18 protein-coding genes are annotated in these 19,982 nt (G+C 69.9%); 12 read left to right on the top strand and 6 right to left on the bottom strand.

The genetic code is table 11. The features are described 5' to 3' along the window. Positions 1 to 144: 144 nt before the first annotated feature. Positions 145 to 2,163 (top strand): hypothetical protein, encoded by a 2,019-nt coding sequence (locus tag AC0NH5_RS13630; protein WP_474403401.1) that lies wholly within the window; start codon positions 145 to 147, stop codon positions 2,161 to 2,163. 109 nt (positions 2,164 to 2,272) lie between these two features. On the opposite strand, the gene AC0NH5_RS13625 is transcribed toward AC0NH5_RS13630, so the two are convergent. Further along, positions 2,273 to 2,830 carry a hypothetical protein gene (locus AC0NH5_RS13625; RefSeq protein WP_474403400.1) on the bottom strand — a complete coding sequence of 186 codons (558 nt, stop codon included), beginning with the start codon at positions 2,828 to 2,830 and terminating at the stop codon, positions 2,273 to 2,275. Between the two features lie 450 nt (positions 2,831 to 3,280). Here AC0NH5_RS13625 and AC0NH5_RS13620 point away from each other — a divergent pair, with 450 nt between their 5' ends. The 4 genes from AC0NH5_RS13620 to AC0NH5_RS13605 all read left to right on the top strand — a co-directional run bounded on the left by AC0NH5_RS13620 (position 3,281) and on the right by AC0NH5_RS13605 (position 7,118). Beyond that, positions 3,281 to 4,225, top strand: a complete 945-nt coding sequence (locus AC0NH5_RS13620; RefSeq protein ID WP_474403398.1) for an ATP-binding protein — start codon at positions 3,281 to 3,283, stop codon at positions 4,223 to 4,225. Between the two features lie 95 nt (positions 4,226 to 4,320). After that, positions 4,321 to 5,148 (top strand): hypothetical protein, encoded by an 828-nt coding sequence (locus tag AC0NH5_RS13615; protein WP_474403396.1) that lies wholly within the window; start codon positions 4,321 to 4,323, stop codon positions 5,146 to 5,148. An 82-nt stretch (positions 5,149 to 5,230) separates the two neighbouring features. Beyond that, complete coding sequence (locus AC0NH5_RS13610) at positions 5,231 to 5,596, top strand: effector-associated constant component EACC1 (protein WP_474403393.1); 366 nt, start codon at positions 5,231 to 5,233, stop codon at positions 5,594 to 5,596. Continuing rightward, positions 5,583 to 7,118 carry a caspase, EACC1-associated type gene (locus AC0NH5_RS13605; RefSeq protein ID WP_474403391.1) on the top strand — a complete coding sequence of 512 codons (1,536 nt, stop codon included), beginning with the start codon at positions 5,583 to 5,585 and terminating at the stop codon, positions 7,116 to 7,118. The genes AC0NH5_RS13610 and AC0NH5_RS13605 overlap by 14 nt, the downstream gene beginning before the upstream one ends. Positions 7,119 to 7,191: 73 nt before the next feature. Here AC0NH5_RS13605 and AC0NH5_RS13600 read toward each other — a convergent pair whose 3' ends face one another. Next, a complete protein-coding gene (locus AC0NH5_RS13600; protein ID WP_474403389.1) occupies positions 7,192 to 7,953 on the bottom strand; it encodes a hypothetical protein in 762 nt (253 codons plus the stop codon). A gap of 117 nt (positions 7,954 to 8,070) precedes the next feature. Here AC0NH5_RS13600 and AC0NH5_RS13595 point away from each other — a divergent pair, with 117 nt between their 5' ends. The 4 genes from AC0NH5_RS13595 to AC0NH5_RS13580 all read left to right on the top strand — a co-directional run bounded on the left by AC0NH5_RS13595 (position 8,071) and on the right by AC0NH5_RS13580 (position 11,881). Further along, positions 8,071 to 8,484 carry a pyridoxamine 5'-phosphate oxidase family protein gene (locus AC0NH5_RS13595; RefSeq protein ID WP_474403387.1) on the top strand — a complete coding sequence of 138 codons (414 nt, stop codon included), beginning with the start codon at positions 8,071 to 8,073 and terminating at the stop codon, positions 8,482 to 8,484. Positions 8,485 to 8,536: 52 nt separating this feature from the next. Beyond that, entirely contained in the window at positions 8,537 to 9,637 is a 1,101-nt protein-coding gene (locus AC0NH5_RS13590) for a sensor histidine kinase (RefSeq protein WP_474403385.1), read from the top strand. Then, on the top strand, positions 9,634 to 10,296 hold the full coding sequence (locus tag AC0NH5_RS13585) for a response regulator (RefSeq protein ID WP_474403383.1): 663 nt from the start codon (positions 9,634 to 9,636) through the stop codon (positions 10,294 to 10,296). Before AC0NH5_RS13590 ends, AC0NH5_RS13585 begins: the two co-directional genes overlap by 4 nt. A 133-nt stretch (positions 10,297 to 10,429) precedes the next feature. Then, complete coding sequence (locus AC0NH5_RS13580) at positions 10,430 to 11,881, top strand: multicopper oxidase family protein (protein ID WP_474403381.1); 1,452 nt, start codon at positions 10,430 to 10,432, stop codon at positions 11,879 to 11,881. Positions 11,882 to 11,894: 13 nt separating this feature from the next. Here AC0NH5_RS13580 and AC0NH5_RS13575 read toward each other — a convergent pair whose 3' ends face one another. The 3 genes from AC0NH5_RS13575 to AC0NH5_RS13565 form a co-directional block, all read right to left on the bottom strand. Then, a complete protein-coding gene (locus AC0NH5_RS13575; protein WP_474403379.1) occupies positions 11,895 to 12,392 on the bottom strand; it encodes an N-acetyltransferase family protein in 498 nt (165 codons plus the stop codon). 162 nt (positions 12,393 to 12,554) lie between these two features. Continuing rightward, on the bottom strand, positions 12,555 to 13,406 hold the full coding sequence (locus AC0NH5_RS13570; protein ID WP_474403378.1) for a hypothetical protein: 852 nt from the start codon (positions 13,404 to 13,406) through the stop codon (positions 12,555 to 12,557). 51 nt (positions 13,407 to 13,457) lie between these two features. Next, positions 13,458 to 15,908: an NACHT domain-containing protein gene (locus AC0NH5_RS13565; RefSeq protein ID WP_474403376.1), complete on the bottom strand. Its 2,451-nt coding sequence runs from the start codon at positions 15,906 to 15,908 to the stop codon at positions 13,458 to 13,460. A gap of 168 nt (positions 15,909 to 16,076) precedes the next feature. Here AC0NH5_RS13565 and AC0NH5_RS13560 point away from each other — a divergent pair, with 168 nt between their 5' ends. The 3 genes from AC0NH5_RS13560 to AC0NH5_RS13550 all read left to right on the top strand — a co-directional run bounded on the left by AC0NH5_RS13560 (position 16,077) and on the right by AC0NH5_RS13550 (position 17,714). Further along, positions 16,077 to 16,343: an alpha/beta fold hydrolase gene (locus tag AC0NH5_RS13560; protein WP_474403374.1), complete on the top strand. Its 267-nt coding sequence runs from the start codon at positions 16,077 to 16,079 to the stop codon at positions 16,341 to 16,343. Then, entirely contained in the window at positions 16,340 to 17,455 is a 1,116-nt protein-coding gene (locus AC0NH5_RS13555) for a phosphotransferase (RefSeq protein WP_474403372.1), read from the top strand. Before AC0NH5_RS13560 ends, AC0NH5_RS13555 begins: the two co-directional genes overlap by 4 nt. A 67-nt stretch (positions 17,456 to 17,522) precedes the next feature. Further along, the gene (locus AC0NH5_RS13550) at positions 17,523 to 17,714 is read left to right on the top strand and encodes a hypothetical protein (protein ID WP_474403370.1); all 192 of its coding nucleotides are present in this window, start codon (positions 17,523 to 17,525) and stop codon (positions 17,712 to 17,714) included. On the opposite strand, the gene AC0NH5_RS13545 is transcribed toward AC0NH5_RS13550, so the two are convergent. Beyond that, on the bottom strand, positions 17,659 to 19,923 hold the full coding sequence (locus AC0NH5_RS13545; protein ID WP_474403368.1) for a putative bifunctional diguanylate cyclase/phosphodiesterase: 2,265 nt from the start codon (positions 19,921 to 19,923) through the stop codon (positions 17,659 to 17,661). The genes AC0NH5_RS13550 and AC0NH5_RS13545 overlap by 56 nt on opposite strands. Between the last annotated feature and the right edge of the window lie 59 nt (positions 19,924 to 19,982).

Here is a 19,982-nt window from a genome sequence, read left to right as displayed (position 1 = left end):
CACGTGAGGACTCGTCCGGAATCGATCGGGATCAAAACGGTTGTCAAGAGGTTGACGCCGCGGAGAGCCACGGCCGGGTGAGGACCGTCCCGTCCGGGGGTCCTCCGGTAGCCGGCGGAGGCCGGGCCCACCATGATCTACGGCATGACGGAGACTGCCGTTCCGCTCACCGGGGTGCACCACGTCGACTGGATGTCACTGGAGTGCGGCTCACGCGTACCCTCGCTGCTCGCCGATCTGGCCGGTGGCGATCCGGCTGCCCGGACCACCGCGCTGCGCGATCTCTATCTGATCGCGCCGGACGGCGTGGACGTGCGGCCCTGGGTGGTGGCGGCGCTGCCGGTCCTGCTGGAGCTGGTCGCCGACGCCACGCAGCCCGAGCGGGGGCGGATCCTGCGGCTGGTCGGTGATCTGTCCGGGGCGGACCGCACCTGGTACATGGCCGGTGAGACGCTGCGCGCCAAGCGGCTGCTGGCCGGGCACGACGGGCTGACCGGGTGGCTGGCCGACGAGGATCCGCAGGTCCGGGACGCGGCCGCCTACACCGTGCGGGCCGTCGCGCGGCTGACTCCGGGCCTGCCGGAGCTGCTGTGGGAGCGGTACGTCGAGGAGCCGGACCCGGTGGTGCGGGCCACCCTGGTGTGCAGCAGCGTGATCACCGGAGCGGTCGGCAGCGGTTACCAGCCGACCCGGATCTGGCTGGCCTGGGTCGCGGACACCGACGGCGACCTGCGGGTCCGCATCACCGCCCTGACCGAGCTGACGGCGCTGCCCGACCCGCCGCCGTTCGACCCCGAGACGGCCCGGGACACGTTGCTGGCCGCGTACCGGGAGGGCCTGAACCGGCAGCCGGCGCCGCCGGACGCGATGACGGCGCCGTTGCTGGCCGGCTGGCGGATGGCGGCGAGGCGGTGGACGCCCGGCTACCACCAGGTGGTGAGCGCGGTGCGGACGACGTACCGCAACGACGTGCGCGCGCACCTGGACCTGCTCGAGAAGATGCTGGACCTGGACGCTCCGGACGCCTGGCAGGACGCACTGTTCGAGGCGCGGTCGCTGGTGCAGCGGCTGCGCGGGCCGTACCACCCGCTGGTACGGCGGGCCGGTGAGCTGCTCCGGGCCCGGGACACCCTGGTCCGGACGTCGGCGCTGCGCCTGCTCGGCGACATCGGCGAGGTCGCGCGGCCGGGCGCCGACGCGGTGTGGGCGGCCCTGCCGCAGACCACGAAACGGATCAAGCCGTACGCCGGTGACGACGGCCGGATCGTCTGGGTGGTCGCCGGCGCGCAGGGGCCGGAACTCGGCCCGGCCGTGCGGATCCTCGCCGGCCTGCGCGACGAGCGGCTGCTGCCGATCCTGCACCGGCTGCTCGACGAGGTGCCGGACGCCGGCGGCCTGTACCGGAGCATCGCCGGTTACGGGATCCGGGCGCGCGCGCTGAGCCGGACGCTGCGGCGGCGGTTACGCGCCTTGCGGCCGGAGCATTTCGACGATCCCGGGCGGTACGACCTCCAGCGCGCCGGCCTGCTGCACGCGCTGACCGCGGTGGCCCCGAACGACGCCGACCACCTGGCGGGCGAGCCGATCGACATGACCACGCTCGGCCTGCTCACCCGTGCCGGCCGCGCGGCCGCCGGCCGGATCCCGGAGCTGCGCGCCCTGCTCACCCAGGGCGACCCGGCGGTGGAACTGGCCGCGGCGTCCGCGATCTGGCACGTGGCCGGGGACGCCGCGGCGGCGGAGGCGGTCTACGACCGGTACTTCGACAACCGGCGCGCGGCCGAACAGCACATGGTGGCGGCCGTCGACGGCCTCGGGATGCTCGGCATCCGCGTCGCCGGCCAGGGCCGCCGCCTCGCCCGGCTGCTGCGCGGCCGGTCCGGCCCGGCGGTGCGGGCCGCCGCCGCGGGCGCGTTGTGGCGGGTGGCCGGCAGCAAGGAGGCGGCCCGGACGCTGGGCCGGATCTGGGAGACGGAGCCGGGGCTGCGGCCCCGGATCGCGCGGGTGTGGGCGGATTCCGGCAACAACGGCTATGCGGCCCGGTACGCGCGGTCCGAGCTGGACACGCCGGTGCGGCACAACGTGAGCAGTGCGGGGGTGACCTCCGCCCAGGTCACCGAGGACGAGCGGCTGCTCACGTTGTGCCGGGAGCTGCTGGCTTAAGGCGGGCGGCCCGCCGCTTCGTCAGCGCTCGGCCGGATCCCGCACCGGCTCGTAGGTCGTCACCGCCTCGCTGACGTCCGCGCCGAGCAGGGTGGAGTTGGTCCATTGCTCAGGAGCCGTCTGATGCCGCAGCTTTCGCGACTATCGAGTCGCCTGGCCCGTATGCCGTTATCTGCGCACCTTCGACCAAGTCCTTCGGCTCCCAGACCACGAATATCTCGCCGTCGTCCGTTCCCGTGACCACCCGGCCGGATGCCAGGTGAGCCTTGACCGTAGTTGCCCCTGCAGGCAGGTGCCCCAGGAGCACGTTCGCCTTGCCGACGGCGTCCCAGCCACCGTGGAGGCGGATGGTGTCTGCGGGACCGTGTTCCATAACCGTCCCGAAGATCGATTCCACGCCCTCTGTACTGCTGCGGCAGATACTGATCCAGTTGTCGGCCTCGGCGACGTAGACACGTAACGTGCTGTCGCCCTGTTCGGCCACAAGCCGCTGAACCGGCTCACCGATGAATCCGGGATGGAGATCGGTGTAACTGCGGTGGCACTCGGCGCTTGTCTCGGCGCCGGTCATCGGCCTTGAGCCGGCCGCGACGGAGTACCCGTCATGCCAGCTGATCACATTTGACCCCACCAGTACGCCGACGCCGGCCACGATGGCGGCGGCCACCCGAGACCGGGTGCCCCCGCCTCGTGCGCTGAGCGCCTGATCGTCGGGGTCAGCCGACATCGGGACGATGCCGTGCAGCTGAGGACGGGCAGCAGGACATGGACGCTCCGCGGGTGAGGGAGGTGTCAAGCTACCGATCGGTGGCCAGGGCTCACCATCGAGCATCCGGTCGCTCCCGAGAGAGCCACTTGGCGGAGCCTTTCGGCCGGTGGAGCGGCCGGAAACACCCGATGAGCGGAGGGCACGACGCCGACTTGTGGCGAGTCGAGGCCTTGGCCAGGAGATCAGAATGGGATCAGGCCAGGGCATTGGCAAGGACGGTATTGACTCTGCCGGCCTGCTCGACCATCCGCAGACGGATCCGCGACTCGCGCTCAGGACCACAGGTCGTACACCTTGAGTGGTGTGTCGTGACGCGCCCGGTGTGGGCGGTGCACTAAGCTTTTGAAAATGAAAATCGCTTTTACTGGCAAGGGTGGCAGTGGGAAGAGCACCCTGGCCGCTCTCTTCGTGGGGCACCTGCGCGCGGCGGGGCACCGGGTCCTCGCGATCGACGCCGACGTGAACGTGCACCTCGCGCCGCTGCTCGGGGTGGAGGCGGCGGCGCCGGACGCGCTGTCGCATCCGGCCAACGTGCGGCGGGTGCGTGAACACCTGCTCGGCACCAACCCGCTGGTCGACGGGGTGGAGCACTTCGTGGCGACGACGCCGCCCGGCCCGGGATCACGGTGGGTGACGCTGGACGAGGGCGACCCGGTGCTGGCGCGGCATTCCCGGGCACTCGACGCGCGGACGCACGTGCTGCACGTCGGAACCTATGAGGCGAAGGACATCGGCACCGGCTGCTACCACGGGCACCTGGCGATCCTGGAGAACCTGCTCTCGCACCTCGAGCTCACCGACCAGGACCGGGTGGTGTGCGACATGGTGGCCGGCACGGACGCGTTCGCCAACTCGCTGCACGCCCAGTTCGACGCGATCGTGGTGGTGGCCGAACCGACGCCCGAGTCCGTCTCGGTCGCCGTGCGCTACCGCGAGCTGGCGGCCGCGGCGGGGGTGGCGGACGTACTGGCGGTGGTCGGCAACAAGGTCGTCGACCAGGCCGACCGGGACTACCTGACGCGGGCGCTGGGCGCCGAGCCGCTGGCGGTGCTGACCAGCCAGGCCGGGCTGCGGCGGGCGCGGCAGGCCGGCACGCCGCCGCGGATCGAGGACCTCGACGACGCCTCGGCGCTGGCCCGCATCGCCGCGCAGGCGCGGCCGATGGCCGCGGAGAGACGGGAGACGCTGCTGCGTTCGCTCCATCTGCGGACTTCAGAAAAAGCGTGGGTACGCAGTGCGCACGGTGACGTCACTTCGCAGTGGAATTCCGAGTTCCTGTCACATTCTTCGTGACATTCTCGGCGGCCGGTCAGAGTCGTCCTCTGGCATCCTCACTGGGAAAGAACGAGGGAGACGGAGGACCGTTGGCTGTCCGGGTTCTGCCGATCATGACGGACGACATTCCGAAGGTGGCGCAGTTCCTGCACGCCCACCTCAACCCGCGGATCTCCGCGCAGGCCTGGGCGCAGGCGATGACGGTGCCCTGGCCTGTGCGGGCCCCCAACCACGGATTCATGCTGGTCGCCGACGCGCTGATCGTCGGTGTGTACCTGGCCTTCTACGCCGACCGGCTGATCGCCGGCCGCACCGAGCGTTTCTGCAATCTGGGCGGCTGGTGCGTACTCCCGAATCATCGGTTGCAGAGCGTGCGGCTGCTGAAAGCGCTGCTCGCCCAGGAGGGCTACCACTTCACCGACCTGTCGCCCAGCGGCAACGTGATCCCGATCAACCAGCGGCTCGGTTTCCGGTTCCTGGAGTCCGACCTGGTGGCCGTGCCCAACCTGCCGTGGCCGGTGCTGCGCGGCCGGGTCAGCTCCGACCCCCGCGTGCTGTCCCGCCTGCTGACCGGACCCGACCGGGCGGCGTACCGCGATCACCGGCACGCGCAGGCCGCCGGCCACGTCCTGCTCACCCGCGGCGACGAACGCTGCTACGTGATCTTCCGGCGCGACCGGCCGAAAGGGCTGCCGCTGTTCGCCTCACTGGTGCACGTCAGCGAGCCGGGCCTGTTCCGCCGGATGTTCCGGCCCTTCACCGGGCACCTGCTCACCCGGCACGGCATCCCGGCGACCCTGGTGGAGACCCGGGTGGCGGGTCACCGGCCGCGGGCGTCGGTTCGGGTGCCGACCGAGCGGCGGAAGATGTTCCGTAGTGACACGCTCGGTCCCGAGCAGATCGACTACCTCTACAGCGAGTTGACCGTCGTCCCGTTCTGAAGGTCCACACGAGGAGCTCCGGCGGCGCCACCGCGCACGTCGGCGCGTTGTCCCCGACATGGCGAAGGGACACAATGTCGCTGTGCGCATCGAGATCGAGCTGGTAGAAGGTCATCGAGATGACGACGGTGAATCGCTGCTCCAGGTGCTGCGAGCGGATCCCGGGCTGCGAAAGGCGCGGTTGACACCGATTCTGCGGCGTGCCACCGGCGACGGAATGGGCGGTGTCGTCGACGGAATGATCGCCGTCTTCGGCGCGGGCGGTATAGCAGTCGCCATCGTGCAGGCGGTGTCGGCGTGGCTCGGCACCCGTCGTTCCGAGGTGACCATGAAATTTACCAAAGACGGCGGAGAGGTCGAGTACATCATCAAGACGCAGCAGGATCTCGGCGAGGTCATCCGGACGCTTCAGGCCGGGGCGGAGCGTGACGGTGATGAAACGGCTTGATCCGCTCCGGTCGAAGGCGGTGCTCGTCGGCGTCGCCCGGAGCAGCGAGCCGGGCAGGTGGCAGGACCTGCCGCACGTTCCCCGCAACGTGGAGCGCTTGAGAGCCGTCCTCACCGACCCTGATCTGGTGGGGATGCGGGAGGAGGATTGTGTCGTCCTGCTCGATCCCGACGACCGCGGACGGGTGCTGGACGCTCTGCAAAAGGCCGCTCGCGGTGCCGAGGACACGGTGATCTTCTATTACGCCGGGCACGGGGTGGCGTCGTACGGCGAACTTCACCTGGTCCTGCGGTCGACCACTACCGACAACTTGACGTACAACAGCATCGACTTCCCGACGGTGAGGCAATTGGTACGGCAGCGAAACGCGACCAATGCGGTGCTGTTGCTCGATTCCTGCTACAGCGGGCTCGCCATCGGGATGGGAGACGTCGAGACCTTCCTGAAGGTCAAGGCCGCCGTGTTCGGTGCTTTCACGCTGGCGTCGTCAGCGCCGGACCAACAGTCGGTGGCGCCGCCCGGTGAGACCTTCACAGCCTTCACCGGTGAACTGATAGCGGTTCTGGAACAAGGCTTACCGGCCGCGCCCGAGTTCTTGACGATGGGCGCGGTTACGCGTGCGGTGACCGATCGGCTCGAGCGCCGGGGCATGCCGCGGCCCACTTGGAACGATGCGGAGTTGGGCGAGCACCTTGCCGTCACCCGGAACCGCGCATTTCGGCCGGAGCTGCCGTGTCTGCCGATCTACCTCGCTGTCGACGTTTCTCACAACGTCCGTGGGGAGCCGATCAAGGCGCTCGGTGAAAGCCTTGCGCTCATGATCCGGAGCATGGCGCGTTCGGACACGCTGGGCTGCCGCCTGCAAGTCTCAGTCATTGAGTACTCCAATGACGTCAATGTCCTGCTACCTCTTCAGGACGCCGGCGATGTGGCTCGGTTACCCCAGCTCACCAGCAAGGACGGATTGCGTCTCGCGCCGCTGTTCGAGGCGCTCCGGGATCGCATCATCCAGGAGGTGGGTTACCTCCGGAAATCCGGGCAGGTCGTTCTGACGCCTGCGGTCTATCTGTTCCTTGCCGGTGTACCGGATGACCCGGACGACTGGCCGGTGGAACTCCGCCGCCTTCGCCAGCACGCCAGCGGCAGGCATTTCGTGCTGCAGCCAGAGATCGTCTCCTTCGGCTTCGGCAACGCGGACGGCGCAACGTTGCAGGAGGCGGCGACGAGGTTCGCGTTCGTGGCCAAGGACGCGGATCCGTCCGCACAGTTCGCTGAGATCGCCGCGGAGCTCATCGGTGATGTGCTGACCGAGGATCTGCACGTGCGGTCGGGAGAGGATCCGACCGATCAACTGCCCCGGGTCGAGACCGGTCGGATCAAGGGCGGATTCACGCCGTTGCCGGCTCTGGACGTGTCGGACGAGGTAGTCGGGCGGGGAGCGGATGACAGCGACTATGTAGAAGTGTCGCCCGAATATTTCACGCCGCTTCCGCTGGATGATGAGGGCGGACCGTGGCACTGAGCCGGCCGATGACGAGCGAACGGGGCCGGGACGCCGGCTGAGCGGCGTCCCGGCCCGTCGGGCGATGCTGAGGTCAGCTCTTGGCGAGCTCGGAAGCAGCCGGCGCCTTGACGTCGACCGGCACGCCGAAGTCCGAGTACGTCATGTCCATGTTCATGGCCGGCGTGTCGCCGACGGCGGGGATGGTCAGCGCGTACTGCGTCAGCCGGCCCTCGTCGTCGAGTTTCGCCTCGAACGGGATGACCTTGGTGGTCAGCTTGCTCACGTCGCTGGCGCCCACGCCGAGGTGCGTGCCGGCCTTGGACAGGTCGATCGTGCCGGAGAGGGCCTTGTCGCCGGCCCACTTCACGTCGGCTGCGGACTCCAGGGTCTTGATGGTGTCGCCGCCGTTGAAGCCGCCCATGGTGCCGGGGCCGCCCTTGCCGTCCAGCTTGCGCCAGGTCTTGCCGTCCATGCCCGGCACGTCGGCGCCCTTCATGGTGAGCCGGACGTAGTTGGTGCCTTCGATGATCCGCATCTCGGTCTTCACCCTGGTGCCTTCGGCTTCGATCTCCATGGTGAACTCGCCGATGTTCTTCACCGGGTCCATGACGCCGTTCATGGAGCCCATCTCGCCCATGTCGATGGTGCTCTTGAAGGACTGCTCCTGCAGCTTCTTCGCCCCGCCGACGAGCGCCGCGGTGGCGTCGTTCGACGTGTCGGCCGGCTTGGCGTCCCCGGCGGCCGTGGTGCCGCCGCCGGTGGAGTCGGTGCCCTTGTTGCCGGCGCAGCCGCTCACCGCGAGCGCCGCGGCCAGAGCCACCGCCACACCGCCACGCATGAATCGCTTGTTCACTTGCCCTCCCCCGTTGGTTGCGCCCGGTTAGAGGCGCCAAAGCAGGCCACTGTAGCGGCTCACATCGATCACCGCCGGACCGGGTGAGTCCACCGGACCCGGCATAGGCTTGATCACATGTTCCACGCAGAGGATCTCGCGCTGCTCACCCGGCCGCTGTACGCCTTCCTCACCGTCGCCCCGCGCCGCGACCGCCGGCCGTCGCCCCGGCCGGTGTGGTTCGAGGTCACCGACGACGGCGACCTGCAGATGTTCTCGCTGCCGGACGCGCCCAAACTGGACCGGCTCCGGGAGGACCCGCGCGTCTCGGTGGTCGTCTCGGCCCCGGTGGGGGAGCCCGAGCACTGGGTGGCGGTGGAGGGCACGGTGACCCTGCACGAGGACGGCGGCGCCGAGGTGGCGACCCGCCTGGCCGACCGGTACTGGACCTTCGACGACCCGAGCCACGAGACGTTCGTCGCGCAGTGGCGGGAGACCGGGGTGGTGCGCATCGTCGTACGTCCCGAGAAGGTGAACCGCTTCTCCGCGTAGGCGCTGTTTCGTAGCGGGTGCTGGGCTGCGAACCACGGCCTAAGGTGGGCCCATGGGGGCGAGGCGGTGGGATGCGGCCGTCGTCGCCGGGGTCCTCGCGCTCGACGTCCTCACCGTGCTGGCCACCGCCGACGGAGCCGACCGGCCTCTGATGCCGCTGGGCTGGGCGTTGCTGATCGGCTCGTCCGTCGTGCTGCTGTGGCGGCGCCGTTCCCCGGTGGCCGTCCTGGTGGTCACCGCCGCCACCACGATGGCGTATTACCCGCTCGGGTTCCCGGACGCGCCGGTCGTCCTCAACCTGGCGATCGCCCTCTACACGGTGGCGGTCGATCGCGGTCCGGTGCCGGCGGCCGGCGCCGCGGGTGGGCTGGCTGCCGTCCTCGCCGCCACGGCGGCGGAACCCTTCGAGGTCGCGATCGGGGTCGTACCCATTCTGTTGCTCCCGGTGGTGCTCGGTGAGGTGGTCCGTGGCCGGGCCCGGCAGGCAGCCCGGGCCGAGGAGCGGGCGGCGCTCGCGGAGGCGACCCGGGAGACCGAGGCGCTGCGGCGGGCCGCGGAGGAGCGGCTGCGGATCGCCCGGGAGCTGCACGACGTGCTGGCCCACCAGATCTCGCTGATCAACGTGCAGGCCGGCGCCGCCCTGCACACCCGCGAGCCGGAGCCCGCTTTCGACGCGCTGCGGGCGATCCGGTCGGCCAGCGGGGACGCCCTGCGGGAGATGCGGTCGGTGCTGGGGGTGCTGCGGGGTCCCGTGCAGCCGGATCTCGGTGCGCTGCCCGAGCTGATCCGCCGCACCGAGGCCGGCGGCCTGACCGTCCGGGCCGGTGTGGACGTGCCACCGCCGTTGCCGCCTCCCGCGGTGCAGTTCACCGCGTACCGGATCGTGCAGGAGTCGTTGACCAACGTGGTCCGGCATTCGGCGGCGACGGCCGCCGACGTGACCGTCCGCCGGACCGGTGCCGGCATCGAGGTGACCGTGGAGGACGACGGCGGGGGCATGGTGGTGCAGGCGGGGCACGGCAACGGGATGCGCGGGATGGCGGAGCGCGTGGCGGCCGCCGGCGGCGAGTTCGAGGCCGGGCCGCGGCCCGGCGGCGGCTTCCGGGTGCGGGTGATCCTTCCGGTCACCCCGCGGGGAAACGGCACGCGATGATCTCGGTTGCACTGGCTGACGACCAGACACTGGTACGCGCGGGCTTCCGCTCGATCCTCGCCGGTGAACCGGACATGACCGTCGTCGGTGAGGCCGCCGACGGCGAGCAGGCGGTTGCGCTGGCCCGGCGGGTCCGCCCGGACGTGCTGCTGATGGACGTCCGGATGCCCGGCGTGGACGGCCTCGCCGCCACCCGGGAGATCTGCGCCGACGAGGGTCTGGCCGGTGTCCGGGTCGTCATCCTCACGACGTTCGAGTCCGACGAGTACGTCTACGGCGCGATCCGGGCCGGCGCGGCCGGTTTCCTGCTCAAGGACATCGAGCCGGTCGAGCTGATCCACGCCGTCCGGGTGGTCGCGCGCGGTGACGCACTGCTCGCGCCGTCGGTCACCCGCCGCCTGATCGCCGAGGTGGCGGCCCGCCTGAAGCCACCGGCCCGGCCGGTCCCGGAGGCGCTCACCGCCCGGGAGACGGAGATCCTCGATCTGATCGCGGCCGGCCGCTCCAACCAGGAGATCGCCGACGACCTCCGGATCAGTTACGCGACCGCGAAGACGCACGTCAGCCGGATCCTCACCAAACTCGGCATGCGGGACCGCGCGCAGCTGGTGGTCTGGGCGTACGAGTCCGGCCGCGCCGTGCCCGGCTGGCTCCCCTGATACGTCCCGGGATGTACGTGCCGCCGCGACGAATACCTCCCGGGATGCAATTCTCGATGGGGGAGACAACCGATTAACGAGGCCGCCGGAAAATGCCACGATGGTATTCGTGAAACGCAGAAGCCTTTTGTCGTTGGCCGTTCTCTCCGGCGCCGGAACAGTTGTGGCGGGCTGTTCGGGCGGCGGCGGAGGCAATACCGCACTCGGGTTCGTCAACCGCCTGAGGATTCCTCCGCTAGCGGAACCCGGCATCGATCCCGACGGCGCGAAAAGGTTCGCCCTGACCCTGAACGCGGGCGGTCGTTCGGCCTTTCTCCCCGGCAAGGTCACCGCGGACACCTGGGGCATCAACGGTCCGTACCTGGGGCCCACCGTGCGCGCCACCCGCGGCGACAAGGTTCGGATGGCGGTCACCAACCGGCTGCCCGAGACCAGCACGTTGCACTGGCACGGGATGCGGCTGCCGGCCCGGATGGACGGCGGCCCGCACCAGATGATCGAGCCCGGCGCCACGTGGACCGTCGGGTGGACCGTCGACCAGCCCGCCGCGACCTCCTGGTTCCATCCGCACCTGCACGAGAAGACCGCCATGCACGTCTACCGCGGGCTGGCCGGCCTGTTCCTCATCGACGAACCCGGCGGCCCGCGTCTGCCCCGCCGGTACGGCGCCGACGACATCCCGCTGATAGTGCAGGACAAGGAGTTCGACGGCGACGGCAACCTGGCCGTCGGTGGGGTGGACAGCGGCACGTTCGGCCTGCTGGGGGACACTGTTCTGATCAACGGGACGTACGACCCGTTCCTCGACGTGACCACGGAACTGGTCCGGTTCCGGCTGCTCAACGCGTCGAACGCCCGCGTCTACCGGATCGGTTTCGCCGACGACCGCGTGTTCGACGTGATCGCCGGCGACGCGGGGCTGCTGGAACGCCCGGCGCCGGTGGACCGCGTCAAGATCAGTCCGGGGGAGCGGGTGGAGATCGTGGTGCGGTTCGCGCCCGGCGAGAGCGTCGTCATGACCAGCCGCGGTGAGCCGGCCCGGTCCGCCAACGACATCGAGGAGGAGGACTTCGACCTGCTCAAACTCGTCGCCGCGGGTCGGCTCACCACCTCCGATCCGCTGCCCGCCTCGCTCGGCGGCGCGGCCCCCGTCGCGCCGCCGCCCGGTGCGCGCGTCCGCCGGTTCGCGCTCTCCGGCTCCGAGATCAACGACAAAGACATGGACATGACGCGCATCGACGAGGTCATCCCGGCCGGTGCGGTGGAGATCTGGGAGATCGACAACACGACGTACGCCCACAACTTCCACATCCACGAGGTCGCGTTCCGGATCCTCGACCTCGACGGCGCGCCGCCGCCGGCCCATCAGGCCGGCCCGAAGGACACCGTCTTCATCCCCGAGCAGGCCACCGCCCGCCTCCTGGTCCGGTTCGGCGCCCACACCGACCCGGCGTCGCCCTACATGTATCACTGTCACCTGCTGCGCCACGAGGACAAGGGAATGATGGGCCAGTTCGTCATCGTCGAACCCGGCACCGAGGACCGTGTCCCCCGCACCGTTCCGGCCGGCCATCACCACAAATGAACGTGGATCCGCGTCATCGGCGGCGGACCATGCGGATGGCGGGCACCCCGTCCTCGAGCCGGGTCGCCCCGTCGGCCACGAAACCGTGCCTGCGATAGAAGGCCTGCGCCCGCGGGTTCGGGTCGGCCACCCACAACGCCGCCGACTCCGCCGGGCCGACGACCGCCTCCAGCAGCATCCGCCCGGCGCCGGTGCCGTGGTCGGTCGCCAGCACGTAAAGCACATACAGCTGCCGGTCCCACGCCGGCGCGTCGTCCAGGGGCGGGCCGGACATGGCGATACCGACCAGGTCGCCATCACGCTCCGCGACAGCAGCCCGGTTGTCCCGGTAACGCTCGTCGGTCAGCGCGGCGGCCCAGAAACGCTCCCGGGTGGCCGGTAAGGCCGGGTCGTCGAGGACCGCGTCCGGCATCAACCCCCGGTAGGTCTCCTGCCAGCACCGCACATTCACCCGCGCCATCTCCGTGGCGTCCTCGGGCCGGGCCGGGCGAACCGTCGGTGCGGTGCTCACCGCCGCATCGTAGTGCGCCACAACAAGGCGCCGCGGGGGCAGGGTTGAGGGTGAGTGGGCAGGTCAGCCCGGCAGCCGCCCTGCGGTCCGGAGACGCGGTGAGGTCGCGGTGTAGTGCGGGACCCGGCATTGTGCGTACAAGAATGGGATTGTTCGAAGGGGTCAGCGGCGGACGCGGGTCATCCAGAGATGCCGGCCGGAGGCCTCGATGTCGAAGCCGTCGGTCTCGTCGGCCGGCAGCGGCAGGTCGCCGGGCAGGCCGAGCAGCAGGACACCCTGCGGGCGCAGCAGCGTCCACGCCTCGGTGAGGGTTCCCGGAAGCTCGCGCGCGGTGGCGCGGTGCCAGAGCATCAGGTCGGCCGTGCGGCGTTCCCGGCCGGCCAGGTCGCGCAGCACATCGGCGGGGGCGCCGCGCAGGCAGCGCAGCGTCTTGGCGGGCAGGCGCCCGTTGGCGTACGCCCAGACCATCTGCGCGATGAACGCGTGCCGGGTGACCACCCAGTAGCGGAAGTGGCGGCCGCTCGCCACCAGGTCGCGGATGACGCCGAGGGCGGCCACGCCCGGCTCGATGTCGACCACCGTGCCGAGGTCCTGCGCGAGGACGCGATGCGTGCGCTCGCCGTACCGGATCATCCGGCCGTCGGCCCGCAGCCAGGGCCGGTGCGCCCGGGACCGTTCGATCTCGGCCCAGACCCCGGCGTCACGCGCGGCGAGGCGGCCGAGGGCGTCGCCCCAGGTGTTCTGCAGACGTTCGGTGGACGGGTGGTCGCGCGCGGTGCGCAGGCTGCGGGTGTACTCGCCGTCCAGCACCGACTTCGAGCCGAAGAGCTCGTGCAGGCCCGGGTCGAGATCCGGCGGCAGGTCGAGAACCATGTCACCGTCGGTGTAGACGGCGGTGTACGCGGCGAGCACCGGACGGGCGACGGATCGGCTGTGCACGAGCGGGTCGGGGAGGGCCGGGCTGCGGCGCATCGGTGGGTGGTCGTACGGGGAGCGCCGCAGCCGGTTCAACATCGAGTGATCGTATCGACCCTCTCCGTTGCGACAGTGGTGGCGAGCTGGGATCTATGGCTTGCGGAGCAGTTCCTGCAGCAAGGCATGGCGAAACTGGAACACCGGACCAGCTTGGCGGAGCAACTGCTTGTCGTGGGCCTCTTGCAGGATGCTCATGAATCTCACACTCCGGCCTTTGAACGCGAGCAGAGCCTCCGCCGCTGCCAGTGCGCGAGTCGGTCCCTTTGCTGCCGCGCTGGCGGCTGCGAGGAACACCGGCGGTGCGGCCACGATCCCTACTATCGAGTCGCTCACCAACGTGCACAGCAGGGCGGCGAGGGCGGCCAACGCGAGTCCACATGCGAGGCCGGACACCACCGTGCGGGTGCGGTCCACGCGATGTGACTCCATGAACCCCAGGCGGCTCGTCATGGGTACCGGCTCGATCGACATCGAGAACAACGCGGCCGTGACGCCATAGGCGAATCCTGCCCCGAATCCCACGACGAGTGCGGGGGCGTAACCATGGGAGAAGCTGAACTCGGTTGCTGAGGCGGTGAGCAGGCCGCTGGCCATACCGTTCGCCGCTCCACAACGAGCTATCGCGGCGATACGGCTCCGCGTAAGTCTCCGGAAGTTCAGCCGGGCAACCCGGCGTGAACCGACATTCGGCAGGGAGATGCTTGCCATTCCTCCCACGATGGCCGCCAGGAAGGCCAGGTAGAGCACCAAGGACCTGTTGAAATCCACCGGCAGGAGAAGCGCGATAAGGACACCCGTCGTCGCGCCTGCCGCAGCTCGCAGGCGGATGTTCGTCGTGAGTCTGAAAATCATCGTCGCCTGGACCGTCCAGGACGGAATGTCCGGCCAGTTCAAATCGCTTCCCATCATCCGTCCGGCGATCCAAGACAGCCAGTTGGTGGCGTGCCGGCGCTTGTTCTCGTCGGGATAGGCGATGACCAGAAGTTGTCGGAAGAGATGACTGCGCAGGCGATCCGGGGTCGGATGTCTGCGGACATCGAGCAGGTCTCTGGGATCGGCCGCCCGGTAGGCGTCCCGGGCGAGGCTCAGGGCCAGCGGTGATCGCAGCGTTTCGGAGACTACGCTTCCAGGCTTGCGTCGAAGATGTGTTGTGACCTGCTCCCAAAGCCGGCGACGCTCACCCAGCTGTTCCGCGAGAAGGAACTCGGTGGCTTGCTCGGCTCCGACAGGGAAGAGATCGATGACAGCCGCGCCCCAGACGCGGTGCTGTTGTATGGCTGACTGGTACTCCCCGGCTCGGCAGCTCAGCACGACTCGCAGTCCGACTCCGGCTTGGTCGATCTCGTCAAGGGCTCGTCCTTGGAGCCCAGCCGGCATCTCGTCCAGGCCGTCGAGGAAGAGGGCTATCCGGCCACGGCGTAAGGACTGCTCGATGATGGGGTGACCCCCGTAGGAGCCGATTCCCGGATAGTCGTCGGCTATCTCACGGGCAGCCCATGTATGCAGATCAACCTTTTCAGGGTTCCAGGTGCTCACCGTGAGGAGCACCGGCGCCGGGACGTCGGGGTCAGATCGCCGGCTTTCCAAGATGTCGATCAGCAGAAGGATCATCGCTGTCGTCTTGCCGGATCCGGCACCGCCAAGCACAACGATCCTGTCCTGCGGCGTGCGGCCCTGGTACAGGTCCGTCCTCAGCCGCGTGACGATACCTTCGGTCAGGACGGTGGCGTTCTTCTCCCGGCGAGTGGGCTGGGCGCCGCTGATCGGAATCCTCTTGTGAGTGCCGACAGCCCGGCCGGACCTCGGTCTCGGCCTACCCGCGGCGGGAGGAGCAGCAACCGACGAATCCGCCCACTTCCAACGTACGGCCGCGGGAACCGGGGTCGTGATCTGCCGGGCCTTCGCCTCCTTACGCCAGTAATGCAATGTCTCTTCTGCAAGGTGCTCGACGACAGCGTCGAGTGTCCGAGACGTTCCCGATTGTGTCGGCTCGGAAGGGTTGCGGGCAGACAACACAGAAAATGCCGCTACGGCGAGTCCGATCGTGCCTGCGACGCCGCCCGCGACGTTGGCGTTTCCAACCAGCCACTCTGGTGAGGTCCCGGTGAACATCCACCCCAGTCCGGCGAGGCAGAACAAGGTGGCTAGAACGGCCATCGATATCCGCAACGGGGTCACGCATCGATTCTTGCCTAAGTGTTGCCGCGTCGGCGATGTCACAGGATCGGGTGTCTGGACAGCGCCGGTTGACGCTGACGGTGTAGTTCGTCGTGCATGACAGACAGCGCTCGTGCCTGTCTCACCGTATCGCTCCACGAGCGCGGTGCCGATCGAGGCCAGGTGGTCCCGCACGCCCGGAGCGCCGGTCACCTCGAGCCATTCGATCAGCCCGGCGACTACTACTTCGTGCACTGCAATCGGCAGCCGGGCGTCGCTGCCGCTGTGTTGCAGGGCAACACCTCCCGGTTCCTTCGCAACATGTACCGCAAGAACGAGCCTCCCGCGGCGCCCGGCCGGCATGGCCATGATCAACTTCGCCATGGCGGAAGAACCTCTCGGGGAGTCCCTCATGAGCGATAGCGAACTGGCCGTCTTCGTCTCCGCCCTCGCGTCCTCGGGGTCCACAGGCAGCATCAACTGGTACCGGAACTTCGACCGCAACTGGCGCTTGCTGGCGAACGTGGATCCGTCGTCCGATAGCCGACACTCATGATCCATGACGCCCGTGACGTGGTCCCGAGGTCCGCGAACCTGGCCGCGTTCGTGCCGAATGTCGAAGTGGCCGAACTGGATTGCGGCCATTGGATCCAGCAGGAGAAGCCGGAAGAAACAAACCAGGCGATTCTGAAGTGGCTGGATTACTGGTCGCTCAGAGGCGTACTAGGGTGGGGGAGCGCGTTGGGTACGCGCCGCGTCCCGCCGGAAGGCTCGAAGCCACCCCACATCGGTTCGACGTGTGGAGGTGCACTCTCGTGAGGACGCTGCCTGACAACCCCGACCTCAACCATCTGCGCCGGCAGGCGAAAGACCTGCGGGCCGCCCGTCCCGGCGCGACGCTCGCCGAGGCGCAGGCCGAGCTGGCCCGGCAGTACGGGTTCGCCGGCTGGACCGAGCTGAAGGCCGAGGTCGACGCCGCCCAGGGCAGTGCCGAGGTCGCCGATCCGGCGCTGGCGGAGCGGATCGCCGATCGGTTCGGGCTGGGTGCGGTGGCCGGGCCGATGCGATCGCTGTCCCGCACCGACGAGGTGGGGCGCCAGTGGGTGCTGCCCACGGTGCGCGCCCGCTGGACGGCCCGGACCGTCGACGACGTCTTCCCGGTGACCGACGGCGAGGAGAACGCGCGGTTCCAGGAGGCGGCGGCGCGGACCGGCGTCGCGCTGCCCGCACCGGTGCGGAGCCGCGGCGGGACGGTCGTCGAGTCGATCGCCGGAAGCCGGTGGCGTGTCTACGAGTGGGTGCGGACCGGCCCGCCGTTGATCGCTCCCGCTGATCCGGCGGTGGCGCACGCTGCCGGCCGGCTGCTCGCCCGGCTGCACGCGATGGAGTTCCCGGCCGGCCGGGTCTGCCCCTGGAGCGGGTCGCGCCTGTTCGCCCGCGGCTGGCCGGAGACGGCCGAACTGGTGGCCGCCAAGGGTGTGTCCTGGGCACCCGAGCTCCGGGCCGCGCTTCCCGCCCTGGTGTCCCTCGAGGGCCTCGACGGCGAGCCGGGCGACCCGGTGATGTGCCACAACAACGTCACCCCGGGCAACGTCCGTCTCGGCGCCGGCGGCCGTCTCGTGGTCACCGGCTGGGAGCACGCCGCCGGCCTGCCACCCGCCTGGGAGCTCTGCGCGGCGCTGGTCAACTGGGGCAACGCGCGGGCCCTGGCCGAGGGTTACCGCTCGCAGGCGGGCGCCCTGCCCCCGCTGACCCTGGACTCGTTCCGGGGCACCGCGACCGCCGTCCAGAACTATGTGGCCGGCCAGATCGACCTCGCCCTGGACGATTCCGGCGACCTCCGTTTCGCCGAGCGCAACGTGCGGCACGTGCTCGGCACTCTGCCGTCACGAACCACGTACGAGCGGATCCTCGACGAGATCGATCAGTAATCGAGAAGCCCGGGCTGCCGGACCCGCCTTAGCGTTCCTGGCAGCCCGGACTCTCCAGGAGGTTCTGATGATCCGCCGTTTCCACCGTTGGATGGCCGTCTTCTTCACGGTGACGGTCGTCGCCACCACGATCGCTCTCGCGCAGGAGGACCCGGTGCTGTGGGTGTCCTACCTGCCGCTGCTGCCGCTGGGACTGCTGTTCTTCACCGGCGGGTACCTGTTCCTGCTGCCTTACCTGGCGCGTCGACGGCGGGCGTGAGCAGGAACTCGTCGGCGGGCAGCGGCTTGGCCATGTAGAAGCCCTGCCCGTACCGATATCCCATGTCTCGCAGCCGGGCGTACTGCTCCGGTGTCTCGATGCCCTCGGCGACGGCCTTGAGCCGCATGTGCTCGGCGAGCTGGGCGACGGCGGCGGCCACCGCGACGTGGCCGCGTTCGGTGCCGTCGACGAACGACTTGTCCAGCTTGAGGACGTCGACCGGGAAGGTGCGCAGCAGGCTGAGCGAGGACTGGCCGGTGCCGAAGTCGTCGAGGGCGAGCCGGACGCCCATCTCGTGCAGCGACTGGAGGGTTTCGCGGACCTGCCAGCCGTCGACCACCGACGACTCGGTGACCTCGAGGATGAGGTTGCGCGAGGTCAGCCCGTTCTCGCTGAGCACCGCGGCGACCTCGTCGACGAAACCGGCCTCCCGCAGCTGCCGGACCGCGACGTTGACGTTGACGGCCTCGATCGTGTCCGGCCGTTCGGCCCGCCAGCGGGCCAGCTGGGAGCAGGCGTCGCGCAGCACCCAGGCGCCGAGCGGCACGATCAGCCCGGAGCGCTCGGCGACCGGGACGAAGTCGCCCGGCGAGACGAAGCCGCGGACCGGGTGCTGCCAGCGGACCAGCGCCTCCGCGCCACTGACCGCGCCGGTGACCAGGTCGTACACCGGCTGGTAGAGAAGACGCAGTTCGCCGTTGGCGATGCCGTCGTGCAGTTCGCTCGCGAGCCGCGCGTGGTTGGTCATGTCCTGGCGCATCCGGGGCTCGAACCGCACCCAGGACGCTTTGCCGGCCTCCTTGGCGGCGTACATCGCGATGTCCGCGTTGCGCAGGATCTCGTCGGCGCTCTCGCCGGGCTGGGCAACCGCGATGCCGACGCTGGCATGCAACAGGAACTGCTGATCGCCGGCGGTCACCGGCCGTCCCACCGCCCGCTGGAACCGCCCCGCCGCCTCCTCCGGGTCGCCGGCGGCCAGCAGCACCGCGAACTCGTCGCCGCCCAGCCGGGCCGCCATCTCGCCGTCGCCGCAGCGTTCCTGCAGCCGCCGGGCGATCTGCGACAGCAGCTGATCGGCGGCGGTCGGGCCGAGCGTGTCGTTGACCATTTTGAAGTCGTCGATGTCGATCAGCAGCGCTGCCGCCGGCTGCCCGGCCGACAGCCGTGCGGTCAGTGCCACGCTGAAGCCGGTCCGGTTCGGCAGGCCGGTCAGCGAGTCGCTCAGCGCCAGCCGCTCCAGCTCGGCCTGCTGGCGGCGCACGGCGCGCAGCGCCTCGTTGTTCTCCCGCAGCCCGACCAGCTGCCGGGCCACCACGATGGCGGCGATCAGCACGGCGCCGACGATCACCGCGCGGCCGCGCAGGTCCAGGTCGCGGGCGGAGACGGTGATGACCAGCCCGGCGGTCACGGCGACGGCGAGGAACTGCAGCGGATCCGCGAGTGACCATCGTCTGCGGGCATCCTGCCGCGCGTCGCTCTCCCGGGCAAGAACGATCCCTTGGCGGTACGCGGCCAGGGTCATCGCCAGTCCGACGAGCGGATAGCCCAGCACCGACAGCAGCTGACTGCCCGCCTCCGCGCCGCTGAGCAGGATCACCACGGCGCCCAGCCCGATGACCGGCGCGGCTGCCAGCATGATCAGCGACCACGGGTCGACCTCGCCGACCGGGCTCACCGCGGCCTTGGCGAACACCACGAGACCGAGCAGGCAGGTGACGCCGACGAACGCGGCCGTCCAGCGGGTGGGGAGCGGGGTGCCGGGTGCTTCCAGGTTCACCACGACGTAGCCGAAGAAGAGGGAGCCGGCGATGGCGACGGCCGCACCGTCGAGGAACAGCCGCATCCAGTCCGCGGCGTTCCGCCGGCCCAGCGGGGCGTGCCGGAAGGCGAGCATCGCCGCGCCGAGGCTGAGCACGGTCGGGACGGCCTCGTAGAGAGGCATGCCGGGATCGCCACGGATGGCGCAGACGGTCGCGCTGACCGCGCTGCAGAACAAGAAGGCCGCGGAGTACGCCCAGAGCCGCCAGAACTCGCGGACCGCGGCGGGTGCCCGCTCGGACCGGCTGACGCGCAGACAGATGAGCACGGCGGCGACCAGCGTCAGCGTGCCGGCGATGTGTCCCGGCAGCTGATCACCTGGTTCGAGCACGACGAACACGACGGCTGCCACGAGCACGCCGGCGATCGCCACCACTACGGTCTCCATCATCTCTGTCCGTCGGATCGGCCCGGAAGCGCATTTCCTGAGCGGTAACAGCATCCATGACG

The sequence above is a fragment of the Actinoplanes sp. 13 genome, from assembly GCF_056134165.1.
Note: the sequence above shows the minus strand (reverse complement) of the source record. Positions and strands in the feature narration are given on the sequence as shown.

Bases quoted from the DNA above. Each gene is read 5' to 3' on its own strand.
- AC0NH5_RS13590 (WP_474403385.1), top strand. From the start codon at position 8,537: ATGGGGGCGAGGCGGTGGGATGCGGCCGTCGTCGCCGGGGTCCTCGCG.
- AC0NH5_RS13630 (WP_474403401.1), top strand. From the start codon at position 145: ATGACGGAGACTGCCGTTCCGCTCACCGGGGTGCACCACGTCGACTGG.
- AC0NH5_RS13605 (WP_474403391.1), top strand. From the start codon at position 5,583: ATGAAACGGCTTGATCCGCTCCGGTCGAAGGCGGTGCTCGTCGGCGTC.
- AC0NH5_RS13560 (WP_474403374.1), top strand. From the start codon at position 16,077: ATGATCCATGACGCCCGTGACGTGGTCCCGAGGTCCGCGAACCTGGCC.
- AC0NH5_RS13570 (WP_474403378.1), bottom strand. From the start codon at position 13,406: ATGTTGAACCGGCTGCGGCGCTCCCCGTACGACCACCCACCGATGCGC.
- AC0NH5_RS13595 (WP_474403387.1), top strand. From the start codon at position 8,071: ATGTTCCACGCAGAGGATCTCGCGCTGCTCACCCGGCCGCTGTACGCC.
- AC0NH5_RS13615 (WP_474403396.1), top strand. From the start codon at position 4,321: ATGACGGACGACATTCCGAAGGTGGCGCAGTTCCTGCACGCCCACCTC.
- AC0NH5_RS13565 (WP_474403376.1), bottom strand. From the start codon at position 15,908: ATGGCGAAGTTGATCATGGCCATGCCGGCCGGGCGCCGCGGGAGGCTC.
- AC0NH5_RS13545 (WP_474403368.1), bottom strand. From the start codon at position 19,923: ATGATGGAGACCGTAGTGGTGGCGATCGCCGGCGTGCTCGTGGCAGCC.
- AC0NH5_RS13550 (WP_474403370.1), top strand. From the start codon at position 17,523: ATGATCCGCCGTTTCCACCGTTGGATGGCCGTCTTCTTCACGGTGACG.
- AC0NH5_RS13620 (WP_474403398.1), top strand. From the start codon at position 3,281: ATGAAAATCGCTTTTACTGGCAAGGGTGGCAGTGGGAAGAGCACCCTG.
- AC0NH5_RS13585 (WP_474403383.1), top strand. From the start codon at position 9,634: ATGATCTCGGTTGCACTGGCTGACGACCAGACACTGGTACGCGCGGGC.